Annotated in this window: 12 protein-coding genes; 8 read left to right on the forward strand and 4 right to left on the reverse strand. The window is 64.6% G+C overall.

The genetic code is table 11. The features are described from left to right. Positions 1 to 2: 2 nt before the first annotated feature. The 4 genes from FO013_RS09175 to FO013_RS09190 all read right to left on the reverse strand — a co-directional run bounded on the left by FO013_RS09175 (position 3) and on the right by FO013_RS09190 (position 2861). The gene (locus tag FO013_RS09175; protein WP_186293030.1) at positions 3 to 734 is read right to left on the reverse strand and encodes a SipW-dependent-type signal peptide-containing protein; all 732 of its coding nucleotides are present in this window, start codon (positions 732 to 734) and stop codon (positions 3 to 5) included. Positions 735 to 748: 14 nt separating this feature from the next. Continuing rightward, on the reverse strand, positions 749 to 1354 hold the full coding sequence (locus FO013_RS09180; RefSeq protein WP_143922229.1) for a SipW-dependent-type signal peptide-containing protein: 606 nt from the start codon (positions 1352 to 1354) through the stop codon (positions 749 to 751). Positions 1355 to 1584: 230 nt separating this feature from the next. Continuing rightward, positions 1585 to 1809, reverse strand: coding sequence for a sulfurtransferase TusA family protein (locus tag FO013_RS09185; RefSeq protein ID WP_143922230.1), 225 nt, complete (start codon positions 1807 to 1809; stop codon positions 1585 to 1587). Next, positions 1806 to 2861 (reverse strand): YeeE/YedE family protein, encoded by a 1056-nt coding sequence (locus FO013_RS09190; protein WP_143922231.1) that lies wholly within the window; start codon positions 2859 to 2861, stop codon positions 1806 to 1808. Before FO013_RS09190 ends, FO013_RS09185 begins: the two co-directional genes overlap by 4 nt. A 281-nt stretch (positions 2862 to 3142) precedes the next feature. Here FO013_RS09190 and FO013_RS09195 point away from each other — a divergent pair, with 281 nt between their 5' ends. From FO013_RS09195 to FO013_RS09230, 8 genes are all read left to right on the forward strand, one after another. Beyond that, complete coding sequence (locus FO013_RS09195; protein ID WP_143922232.1) at positions 3143 to 4327, forward strand: 4-hydroxybenzoate 3-monooxygenase; 1185 nt, start codon at positions 3143 to 3145, stop codon at positions 4325 to 4327. A 46-nt stretch (positions 4328 to 4373) separates the two neighbouring features. Beyond that, a complete protein-coding gene (gene pcaH / locus FO013_RS09200) occupies positions 4374 to 5174 on the forward strand; it encodes a protocatechuate 3,4-dioxygenase subunit beta (protein ID WP_143922233.1) in 801 nt (266 codons plus the stop codon). Continuing rightward, positions 5167 to 5739: a protocatechuate 3,4-dioxygenase subunit alpha gene (pcaG, locus tag FO013_RS09205; RefSeq protein WP_143922234.1), complete on the forward strand. Its 573-nt coding sequence runs from the start codon at positions 5167 to 5169 to the stop codon at positions 5737 to 5739. The genes pcaH and pcaG overlap by 8 nt, the downstream gene beginning before the upstream one ends. Before the next feature lie 51 nt (positions 5740 to 5790). Continuing rightward, positions 5791 to 7200 (forward strand): lyase family protein, encoded by a 1410-nt coding sequence (locus tag FO013_RS09210; RefSeq protein WP_143922235.1) that lies wholly within the window; start codon positions 5791 to 5793, stop codon positions 7198 to 7200. A 6-nt stretch (positions 7201 to 7206) separates the two neighbouring features. Beyond that, positions 7207 to 8508, forward strand: a complete 1302-nt coding sequence (gene pcaDC / locus FO013_RS23245; RefSeq protein WP_143922236.1) for a bifunctional 3-oxoadipate enol-lactonase/4-carboxymuconolactone decarboxylase PcaDC — start codon at positions 7207 to 7209, stop codon at positions 8506 to 8508. A gap of 150 nt (positions 8509 to 8658) precedes the next feature. After that, positions 8659 to 9861 (forward strand): MFS transporter, encoded by a 1203-nt coding sequence (locus tag FO013_RS09220; protein WP_143922237.1) that lies wholly within the window; start codon positions 8659 to 8661, stop codon positions 9859 to 9861. Between the two features lie 218 nt (positions 9862 to 10079). Further along, positions 10080 to 11522: an MFS transporter gene (locus FO013_RS09225; RefSeq protein ID WP_143922238.1), complete on the forward strand. Its 1443-nt coding sequence runs from the start codon at positions 10080 to 10082 to the stop codon at positions 11520 to 11522. Positions 11523 to 11575: 53 nt separating this feature from the next. Then, complete coding sequence (locus tag FO013_RS09230) at positions 11576 to 12046, forward strand: heme-binding beta-barrel domain-containing protein (protein ID WP_143922239.1); 471 nt, start codon at positions 11576 to 11578, stop codon at positions 12044 to 12046. Positions 12047 to 12129: the final 83 nt, after the last annotated feature.

Consider the following 12129-nt stretch of genomic DNA (forward strand, 5'->3'; position numbering starts at 1 on the left):
AGTCAGGACCCTGCCGGAACGGACTCAGCGTCGAACGTCCACGTATGCGCGGCGCTCGTACCCTGTGCAGCACTCGGAGTGGAGATCGGCAGGACGACTTCGAAGCAGTAGGCCTGGACCGAGCCTGCCACAGAATTGACCGTCTGCTTCGATGTACTCGTGGCAGACGTCCTCAACGGCTGTTTGGAAGCACCCCCGCCGAAGACATAGCTCGGCGAACCGGCGAATGCCGAGGCGTCGCAGGCAGAGGCGAAGGCCTCGGCAGCCGAGGGGAACGACTTCGTCACGGCGCGATATTCGAGATTTCCGGCAATAGTGCTCGAGGACCCGGCGACGCCGTTTCCTGCGACCTGGATCTGACCTTTCATCGTGGTATCGGCTGTCGTCCTCACATAGGCGGGAGCGTAGACAGTCGAGCCCGGGTACATTCCGGTGGCTTTGAAGGTCATTTCACGGCTGCTGCTCCACGTCTTGTCGACCGACAGGTCGATTTTGAACCTGCCTGCCTCGAATGACCCCGAGGCGGTCTCGGTATCGGTCCAGGCTGCCAGGGTTGCGGTGGCACCGATGCCGAAGACCAGGCCTCCCGCGAGAACCGCTTTGATTCGCCGGTTGCGCAGCGCTCGGCCATTGGGCGCATGAGCTCGGTTTTGCCGTCGACTGTCTGAACGGGGCCCTGACGAGACCCGCTCAGACGGGTTGGGGTCACGCAGCGGACCCAAGGTGAACCTCACGGAGACCGATCTGACTATTCAGCCGAGGTCGCGGTGAACTGCCACTGGGCAGTCGCGGCCTGACCCTGTGTCAGGCTGTCATCGGCGGTGACCTGGAAGCACAGAGCGACGGGGGCACCTGCAGTGGCGTCTGCGCCGGCAGTGAGGTCAAAGCCCTGGGCGCCTGCGACAGAGCCTATGGCTGTGCCAGCAGGGACGATCGACGTGCCGGTCGCGTCCGCGCTGCAGGCGCCGGCGTTGGCGACAGCGACTATTCCGTAGGTCAGCGCCTCAGCGTTGCCGCCGTTTCCTGCAGCGCTTTCAAGAACCACGCTCGCGTCATATGAAGTGTCGCCGTCGAGCCTGAGAACGAACGGAGCTGCCACAGTGTCGCCGGGGGTGAGGTTGTCGCCGCCGTCGAGGTCGAAGGTGAGATCCGCGGCGCCCGCTGAGCTCTCGTGATCGGTGAAGTCGGTTCCGTTGGTGCTTCCCTGCACATTGAACGAACCGGCGCCGAAGGTCCCTTCGGCCCATTCGTTGTCCGTCCAGGCGGCCAGCGTCACCGCAGCTCCGACACCCAGAACGATGCCACCGGCGAGGATGGCCTTGAACTTGCGAGAACGCGTCGTGGACTGCGTCATTCTGACTCCTTGAAAAAGCACATATGTGCACAAAACACCAACAGTGGTGACTTGTTCCTTATCATACAATTACTTGTGCAATAAAATCGTTAATCACACCTGTGCTTTCCGGCACAGCCCCGAAATATTCGCATTCTGTGCGCGGGCACCGCAGAGGCGGCCCTGCGAATTTCGCAGGGCCGCCTCGGCAGTGGGGTTGGTCGTGTGACCGAGAAGAGATCTGTGGCCGGTCAGGCCTTCTGCACGGTGATGGTCCAGCTCGCTTCACCGGTGCGATCGAAGTGCGTCACGGGGTAGCCGTTCTCCGCCGCCCACTGAGGAATCGCCTCGGTGGCTTGGGTGCAGTCGAAGTTGATGACGAGCTCATCTCCGTTGTCCATTCCACCGATTGCGTCCTTGGCCTCAACCAGGGGGAAGGGGCAGACAAGACCGTTTGTCTCTAATACCTGTTTCATATGCTCCTGCTCTCTACGGGCTGCGCGGCACCTGTCCGCGCTCCTGATCTGATGGTGAATTTCGCGGCGACTCCAGCGCCGACGATCATGAAGAAGGTCGCGACCCACCCCTGATATTCGAACTGCGCGGTCGAGACCATGGCGTTGCCGACGGTGCAGCCGCCGGCGATCGCGGCGCCGACACCCATCCCGATTCCGCCGAGGATGGACTTGACCACGGTCGACTGATCGGGGACACGGATCCGGAACTCTCCCGAGGCCTTCGCCGCGATGAACGATCCGAGGAGGATGCCGATGACGAGCATGACGCCCCAGTCGACGAGCGAGGAGTCGCCCGTGCCGAGGAATGTCGTGAGATTCGCCGAGGGGGTCGTGATCCCCAGACCCGAGTTGCGTCCGGTCGCAGCCGAGAGCGGCCAGGCGATCGTGGCGATGACGCCGATGACGACGGCCGTGACGAACGGGTTCCAGCGCTTCTCCGTGAGGATATGAGCCAGCCCCTTCTTCAGCGGCGGCAGGGTCGCGACGGGCGTGGCGGTCTTCTTGTTGTGGTGCACGGTGACGGCAATGGCCACGGCGGAGATGATCGCAACGAAGACCCACGGGCTCAGCCCCGTCGATGCCTGGAGCGTGCCGCTTTCGATCGTGATCGAGCGCAGCCCCTCCGTCACCGAGGCGGCCGGTCCGTTCTTCATCACCGCGGAGACGAGCGCGTAGAAGATCAGTGCGAACCAGCTGCCGACCAGACCTTCACCGGCCCGGTAGTAGGTGCCGGTGGCACATCCGCCGGCCAGCACCATGGCGAAGCCGAAGATGAGGCCGCCGATGATCGACGCCAACCAGGGGAACGGCGAGGCCTCCAAGGTGATGACGCCCAGTGCGTTGAGCAGGAACAACCCGATCGAGTGCACGGCGATGAGGAGGATGAGTGCCGAGAACCATCGCGTGTTCCCGGTCAGCGTGAGATCGCGGAAGGCCCCGGTCACGCAGAAACGTCCCCGCTGGAGGACGAATCCGAGTGCCAGGCCGACGATCAGTCCGGTGATGATCATTCATGAGCTTTCTGCTTGTAGGCAGCTGGCTGCCGTGACGATACATGCATGTGTTGAGCTATCTATTGCCGAGTCGGGCTGGGAGAAACGTTCAGACCTCACCTCGCGAACACAACGCCCTACATTCTGCTCAACAATCCGACCGTTCGTCAACACCACCGCTCCAATCCCCGCCGATCCTGGGGTCCCCACAGCCGCTCTTCTCATTCATTGATAACTTCCTCGCCTTGTGTCAGTGACTGGGCGCACACTGAGAGGACGAATACGGCAAGGAGGCCCAGGTGCCAGAATTTCAGACCGACGTCGCTATCGTCGGAGCAGGTCCGGCCGGGCTGCTGCTCGCCCACACGCTGCACAATGCAGGGATCGACTCAGTCGTCATCGACAACCGCAGCCGCGACGACATCGCCCACACTCACCGGGCAGGCATCCTCGAGGCCGGGTCCGTGCGAATGCTCGAGGCCGAAGGCATCGAGTCCCGCGTGCACACCTCCGGCCACCGCCACGACGGCATCGACATCCGCGTCGACGGCGTCAGCCACTCCTTCGACTTCCCGAACCTTGTCGGCGAATCCGTGTGGCTCTACCCGCAGAACGAGATCTTCGTCGACCTCTCCGCCGCCCGCGAACGCACCGGACGCCCCACCTTCTACTCGATCACCGACACCGCGATCGGCGACATAGAGACCGAACAGCCGTGGGTGAGTGCGACGACCGAAAACGGTGAGGAACTGACGATCAATGCCCGCTACGTCATCGGCTCCGACGGCTCCCGCGGGCCCTGCCGGGCGATGATCCCAGCAGACACGAAGCAGCGCTTCTTCCACGAATATCCCTTTGCCTGGTTCGGGATCCTCTGCGAGGCACCGGCCAGCCACGAGGTCCTCATCTACTCCCGCTCCGAACGCGGCTTCGCCCTGGTCTCCCAGCGCAGCGAGTCCGTGCAGCGCATGTACTTCCAAACCTCCCCCGACACCGAGGTGGCCGATTGGTCCGATGACCGCATCTGGTCGGAGCTGCAGTCCCGAGTCGAGGGACCCGACGGCTTCCAGCTCAAAACGGGCGCGATCATCGACAAGAACATCCTGCCCTTCCGCTCGGCCGTGACCGAGCCGATGCAGCATGGTTCCCTGTTCCTCGCCGGCGACAGCGCCCACACTGTTCCTCCCACCGGGGCAAAAGGCCTCAACCTCGCCTTCGCCGACGTGTCAGTGCTTGCCCCGGCGCTGATCTCAGCTCTCAAGAACTCCGACGCCGAGGCGCTGGCCGGGTATTCGCGGACCGCGACGAAACGTGTGTGGAAAGCTCAGAACTTCTCCTACCAGATGACCCGGATGCTCCACTCCGACCCCAGCCAGGATGCGTTCGAAACGAAGCGCAGCCTCGGCGAGCTCAATTCGATCCTCGAATCCGAGCACGGGCGGCGCTACCTCGCCGAGTGCTACACAGGCTGGCCCGAGGGCTGAGCAGGCTCAACACAAAGAACCCCCACACCGAGAAGAAAGGTTCGACATGGGAGCACAGAAACTCTCCGGCCCGGACGATGCGGCCAAGTCACAGCAGACGCTGTCTGCCGAGATCGAAGCCATCGAGACCGAGCATAAGAATGCAGTCGCCGCCGGCACACCGGCCGAGACCCAGCCGCGCCTGGACTACCCGCCGTACCGGTCCTCGATTCTGCGGCACCCGACGAAGGACCCTCGGCACACGGACCCGGAGACCATCGAGCTCTTCTCCCCCGCATTCGGCCACCGCGACTTAGCGAACCTCGAATCCGACCTCACGATTCAGGCTGGCGGGGAGCCGATCGGCGAACGCATCAAGGTCACCGGTCGCGTCCTCGACGGCAACGGCCGCCCGGTCCGAAACCAGCTCATTGAGATCTGGCAGGCCAACTCCGCCGGTCGCTACATCCACAAGCGCGACCAGCACCCGGCCCCGATCGACCCGAACTTCACCGGCGTCGGCCGCACCCTGACCGGCGACGACGGCTCCTACTCGTTCACAACGATCAAGCCGGGACCCTACCCGTGGAAGAACCACCACAATGCGTGGCGGCCGGCCCACATCCACTTCTCGCTCTTCGGCTCCGAGTTCACCCAGCGCATGATCACTCAGATGTACTTCCCCAGCGATCCGCTGTTCGCCCTCGACCCGATATACCAGTCGATCACGGATCAATCAGCCCGCGACCGCCTCGTCGCCACCTACGATCACAACATCACCGAGCACGAATTCCTCATGGGCTACAACTGGGACATCGTGCTCACCGGAGGCAACCGCACCTGGATGGAAGAAGAGGACGATGACTGACCAGAAGCTCACCGCGACACCCGGCCAGACCGTCGGACCGTTCTACGGCTATGCCATGCCATGGCCTGGCGACAACGAAATCGTTCCTCCAGCAAAAGCCGAAGCAGTCCAGCTCCACGGCTATATCTACGACGGGGCGGGTGCGCCCGTCCCCGATGCGATCCTCGAGATCTGGCAGCCCGATGGCAACGGCAACGTCTCCCGCAATTCGGGCTCCCTGCGCCGTGACGGATTCACCTTCACCGGTTTCGGCCGCAATGAGGTCGACCCGGAGGGCCGATACGTCTTCTCCACCCTCAACCCAGGGGCGACCGAGGCAGGCAAGGCACCGTTCATCAGCGTCGTCATCTTCGCCCGTGGACTGCTGAACAGGCTGTTCACCAGGATCTATCTCCCCGAGGACACCGAGGCTCTGGCGGCCGACCCGCTGCTGTCCTCCCTCGATGCGACAGAGCGGGACCGTCTCATCGCGACTCGCGGGGCTGACGGATCGCTGCGTTTCGACATACGGTTGCAGGGTGAGAACGAGACCCCATTCCTGCGGTTCCCCAGCCACGAAGACTGACAGGACTCACGAAGACCGAGTCACCGCTGCCGCCACCGGAGAGGACACACAATGACTGACACCGCTGCCCATACGCGCCTCCTGTTCGCCCCGGGCGACCTGCGAGGCGCCGAGGCCATCGACGATGTCGCCCTCGTGTCTGCACTCGGCGATGTGGAGTCGGCGTGGATCAATGCTCAGGCACATGCCGGGCTGATCTCCTCCGATGACCGCGCCGAGGCGGTGGAGGGCATCGAAGCCACCACACGGTCGCTGCTCTCCGACTCCGCCGAACTCGAGACACTGGCCGCTGACGCCGAATCCGGCGGCAACCCGGTCATTCCGTTCCTCAAGACCGTGCGCACACGACTCGGTCCGGATGCGTCCCGCGCATTGCACAAGGGCCTGACCAGCCAGGACGTCATGGATTCGGCGCTAGGGCTGCTCATGGCCCGAGTCGCCCGCCAGACTCATGCACGCCTCGACGTCATCGCCGAGGTGCTCGTCGGGCTCTCCGAGGATCATGCCTCGACCGTGTGCTTGGCTCGCACCCTGACTCAACCGGCGCTGCCGACGACCTTCGGGCTCAAGATCGCCTCCTGGGCCGCCGAGGTCCACGAGGTCCAGAGCCTGACCCCGCGCATCGACTACGTGCAGGTCGGAGGAGCCGCGGGCACTCGAGCCGCGATCCGCGAGTTCGCGGGAGCCCAGACCGAGGCGCTGCTGCGCGAATTCCATGTGCAGCTGCGCGGACCCGACGCCGCACTCACCAGCATTCCCGCGCCCTGGCACACCGACCGCGTACGGGTCCTCAACTGGGCCTCTCACCTCACCCAATGTGTGACTGTCGGGGCCTCAATCGCCCGAGATGTCCTCATCGGCACCCGCCCGGAGGTCGGCGAACTGAACCTGGCTGCGACCGGTGGGTCCTCGGCGATGCCGCAGAAGCTCAACCCCACCTCGGCGGTGCTGCTTCACCGCAACGGCATGCGCGCTCCCGGGCTCATGGCCACACTGACCTCGACCGCGGCCGAGGCGATCGAGGAGCGCTCCGACGGAGCCTGGCACGCCGAATGGCCTGCCCTCTCCGAGCTCATGGGCCTGGCCGTGTCCTCCCTCATCATGCTCCAGACGATGGTCGAAGGACTGAGCGTCAAGCCTGATGCGATGCGCAAGAACGTGGACGCAGCCAGCCCCGGCATCTTTGCCGAACGCCTCAACACCGCCTTCGGCGACCGGCTGACGAAGACTCAGGTTCAGGACATCATCGCCCCTGGTGGTGACCCTGTGGCCGCGCTCAAAGCAGCCCTGGGCCAGAACCCGGATGCTGAGGACGATGCCTCGGCCGACGAATTGGAGAGCTTCTTCTCTCCGGAGAACTACCTCGGCGACGCCGAAGACATCCGACAGACCATCATTGCCGCCATCAACGGACCCGAGCCCGTATCGCCGGGGCTCCTCCCCTTCGCCTCAAGAAAGTGACCTGACGTGGAACTCACCGCAACCGTCCTTGCCGCACCGACCGCCCCTGCCACAGCGAACCCGCGCGTCCTCGTCGTCCTGCCCTCACTGGGCACATCGGTGAGCGCGCTGTGGCAGACGGCTGCCACCCACCTCGGCGGCGTGGATCCTGAGACGACGGTCATCGGCATCGACCTGCCCGGCCACGGCCGCTCGACGCCGGTCAACGTCCCCGCGGGCACGTCCGAGGTGCCCAGACTGACGATGAGCGACCTCGCCGAGGCGGTCCTGACCACCATCGACCGAGTCCTTCCCGACGTGGCCGGTTCTGCTGCTGCCCGCATCAGCCTGGCCGGTGACTCGATCGGCGGCGCGATCACCCTGCAGCTGGCCCTCGACCACGGTGATCGCTTCGATCGTGCCGCCGTATTCTGCACCGGAGCCAAGATCGGTGAGGTCAGCGGTTGGGAGGAACGCGCGGAGGTCGTCGCCACCTCGGGCACACCCACACAGGTCATCGGTTCGGCCCAGCGCTGGTTCGGTGAGGGCTTCATGGATCGCGAGCCCGATGCTTCGGCTGCCCTGCTGCACTCGCTGCAGGACGCGGACCGCTTCTCCTATGCCGCGCTCTGCCACGCACTGGCCTCCTTCGACGTCCGCTCGCGCCTATCGGAGATCACCCTGCCGGTTCTCGCCGTCGCCGGGTCCGAGGATCAACCGACCCCACCGACCAAACTCGCGGAGATCGCCAACGGCATCTCCGGTGCCCTCCTCGAGGTCATCGAGGGCGCCGCCCACCTCGTGCCTGCCGAAGCGCCGGCGGTCGCCGCGGGTCTGCTCCACGACTTCCTGCATGGAAACGGCACGGGCGGAAACACTGCGAACACTCAGGGCTCGGACGCCGCCTCGGCGGACCTGCCCACTGCCTCCGGTCCACGTGAAGCCAGCCGGGACGAGGTGCGCGAGGCCGGAATGACCGTGCGCCGCCAGGTCCTCTCCGATGCTCACGTCGACCGCGCGAATGCGAAGGTCGATGACTTCACCGCCGACTTCCAGGACCTCATCACCCGCTACGCCTGGGGTGAGATCTGGACCCGCCCGGGCCTCGAGAAGCGCATGCGATCAGCGATCACACTGACCGCGATGATCGCCGGCGGCCACGAGGCCGAGCTCGCGATGCACGTCAAGGCCGCAGTGCGCAACGGGTTGAGCCGCGACGAGATCAAGGAAGTCCTCCTCCAATCCGCCATCTACTGCTCCGTTCCCAGTGCGAACACCGCATTCTCCGTGGCTTCGCAGGCATTGGCAGAGATGGACGAAGAAGGCTGACGCTGTTCGAATCGTCACATTGCGTCTGCGGGGCTATCGGTGGCCGTCGATGGGCAATAGGCTTGTTCGGTTGCAGTGAATCGCCCGCGTGAGTCTCCGACCTCGGGCGTCACAGCGGTCCAGATCATTCACTTCGCCCGAAGGAACTCCATGAGCGACGCTCCGGTGCCACGCCGCGTCTACAAGTTCGCCGTCTTCGCCTTAGCGATCGGCGCATTTGCCATCGGTGTGACCGAGTTCGCCACGATGGGCCTGCTGCCCCATATCGCGCGCGAACTCGGCATCACCGTGCCCCAGGCCGGCCACGCCGTGTCGTTCTACGCCATCGGCGTCGTCGTCGGGGCACCACTGATCACCACGATCGCTGCGCACATGGACCGCAAGAACCTGCTGCTGGGCCTCATGGGTCTCTTCGCCCTCGGCAACGTCGCCTCGATGCTCGCACCCGACGCGACCCTGTTCAATATTGCGCGCTTCGCCAGCGGACTGCCCCACGGCGCCTACCTGGGCATCGGCGCCATCGTCGCCTCCTCGCTCGTGCCCCCGAACCGCCGCGGGCGAGCGATGGCACGCGTGATGTTGGGTCTGACGATCGCTAACATCGTCGGCGTCCCCATCGCCACGGCCCTTGGCAACATGCTCGGCTGGCGCAGCGCCTACGCCCTCGTCGCCGCTCTCGGCATCCTCACCGTCATCATGGTCGCCGTCGGCGTACCCCGCGTGAAGCTTCGCGGCGTGCCCTCGGCTCGCGGTGAGATGAAGGCCCTGGCCCGACCGCAGATCATCCTCACCCTCGTTGCCGGCTCCGTCGGCTTCGGCGGCATGTTCGCCGTCTACACCTACATCGCCCCGACCATGACCGACGTCGCCGGCGTCCCGGAGGTCGCGATCCCCTGGGTTCTCGCCGTCTACGGACTCGGCATGACCGCCGGCTCCCTCATCGCCGGGCCCCTCGTCGACAAGTCCATCGAACGCTCTGGCATCGGCGGCATGATCCTCTCCGCCATCGTGCTCTCCGCGTTCGGCGCCTTCACCCAGATCCCGGCCGTCGCGATCATCGCTCTCTTCCTCATCGGCATCGCCGGCTCGATGATCACGACCGCGCTGCAGATGCGCCTGCTGCGCGACTCCCACGACGCACCGAGCCTGTCAGCGGCCATGAACCATGCCGCGTTCAATCTCGCCAACGCCCTCGGCGCCTGGCTCGGCGGCATCGTCATCACCGCGGGCCTGGGCTACCGCGCCCCGGCCTGGGTGGGCGTGGGCCTGTGTCTGCTCGGGCTCATCGTCCTCGTCATCGCGATCTCCCTCCGCCGAGGCGGCACGACGAACCGCTCGACCGTCGAGCTCTGAGGCCGGCTTCACGTCCTGGCGTGACGTGGGGTCTGAGTCGTGCAGATCACTCGGACGTACAAGTAATCTCAACTTCTGGTACCTTCGGGTCGCATTGTGTGAGACAAGAGTAGTGTCTAGCAGTCGCCTTTCACGCCTGTGTCCGGCGACTTTCATCTGACACGAGCACCATCCCGCCCGTGCCTTCGTATCTCGACAACAGCGGAGCACAAAAGAACATGTCCACCGATACACAGCCGGGAAACCCGAGCGCTCAGCCGGGCCCGGAGTCCGAATCCGATGTCATCGCAGCGACTCGGAAGAACAACACCCGGGGCAAGGTTCTCACCGCCTCGATGGTCGGCACCACGATCGAATTCTTCGACTTCTATGCCTATGCGACCGCCTCGTCGCTGGTGTTCCCTGCCCTCTTCTTCCCCAATCAGACGTCGACGACCCAGCTGCTGAGCTCCTTCGCGATCTTCGGCGTCGCCTTCGTCGCCCGACCCCTGGGTTCCATCATCTTCGGCCACTTCGGCGACCGCATCGGCCGCAAGAAGACACTCATCGCGTCCCTGCTCATCATGGGCATCGGCACCTTCCTCATCGGCCTCCTCCCGACCGCGAGCACTCCGGGCTGGATCGTCCTGGCCCCACTGCTCCTCGTCCTCCTGCGCTTCTGCCAGGGCGTCGGACTCGGCGGCGAATGGTCGGGTGCGGCTTTGCTGGCCACCGAGAACGCGCCGAAGGGCAAACGTGCCATCTGGGGAACCTTCCCGCAGCTGGGCGCCCCTGTCGGCTTCATCATCGCCAACCTGCTCTTCGTCGGCCTCAACAAGTGGACATCCCCCGAGGCGTTCCTCGCCTGGGGCTGGCGCATCCCCTTCCTGCTCTCGGCGCTCCTCGTCGCCGTCGGCCTCTACGTTCGCATGTCCCTCATGGAGACTCCCGCCTTCCAGCTGGTCGCCCAGAAGCAGCAGATCTCCAAGGCCCCGCTCGCTGCCGTCTTCAAGACGAGCTGGAAGCCGCTGATCCTCGGCACCTTCATCATGTTCGCGACCTACGTGATCTTCTACTTCATGACCGCGTTCACCCTCACCTACGGCACCTCACCAGCCACCACCGGTCAGGCGAAGACCGCCGCCGAGGCTGCCGGCACGAGCTTCGATCCCGCCGGATTCGTCGCTGGGCTGGGATATACGAAGAGTGAGTTCCTCACCTACCTCATCATCGGCGTCGTCTTCTTCGGCATCTTCACCGTGGTCTCCGGACCGCTGGCCGAAAAGCTGGGGCGACGCACGATGCTCATGGGGGTCACGGTTCTCATCGCCGCCTATGGCCTCGTCGTCAATGTCCTCTTCAATGCAGGAACCCCAGGCGTCATCATCGCCCTGATCGTCGGCTTCATCCTCATGGGACTGACATTCGGTCCGATGGCCGCGTACCTGCCGGAGCTGTTCCCTGCCAATGTGCGCTACACGGGCTCAGCGATCTCCTACAACATGTCCAGCGTCATCGGTGCGGGTCCGGCGCCGTTCGTCATGGTGGCCCTGTGGCAGGCCGAAGGCGGAACGATCTTCTACTGCGGCCTCTACATCATCGGTGCGGCGATCCTCACGCTCATCGCCCTGTTCCTGGCCAAGGACACCTCTGACCTCGACATGGAAGCTCAGCTGAGCTGAGACCTCATGCCCTAGGATCGAGACGAAGGCAACCGATCCTGGGGAGGACGACCATGGCACTTTCACCGCAGCTGAGGCCCTTGATCGGCACTTGGCGGGGCCCGGGATCGGGCCACTACCCTACGATCGACCCGTTCAACTACAGCGAAGAACTGATCTTCCGCGACGTCGCCAAGCCCTTCCTGGTCTATCAGCAGCGCACCTGGTCACCCGACGGACGGCCCCTGCACATGGAAACGGGGTTCCTGCGCAGCCCCACGCCCTCGACCGTCGAACTCGTGCTGGCCCAACCGACCGGGCACGCCGAACTGGCCGAAGGAACCCTGACTGCAGCTGAGAACGGACTGGTTCTCGAGCTGCAGTCACCGCAGGTCCTCGTGGCAGCCTCGGCGAAACCCGTTGCAGCAACCGCTCGAACCTACCGTCTGGTGAAGAATCAGCTGTCGGTCGACTTCTCAATGGCCGCAGTTGGTGCGGCCATGACTCATCACCTTCATTCGGACCTCATCAGGGCCGAAGACTGACGCTGCCCCAGGCTGATACGGAATTTCAACACTACGATTTGGCAACGACCGCCTCGGCGAGGCTCCGTTCGTCATGCGTGTGA

It is taken from the genome of Brevibacterium aurantiacum (genome assembly GCF_007558825.1).
GTDB classification, from domain to species: Bacteria; Actinomycetota; Actinomycetes; order Actinomycetales; family Brevibacteriaceae; genus Brevibacterium; species Brevibacterium aurantiacum_A.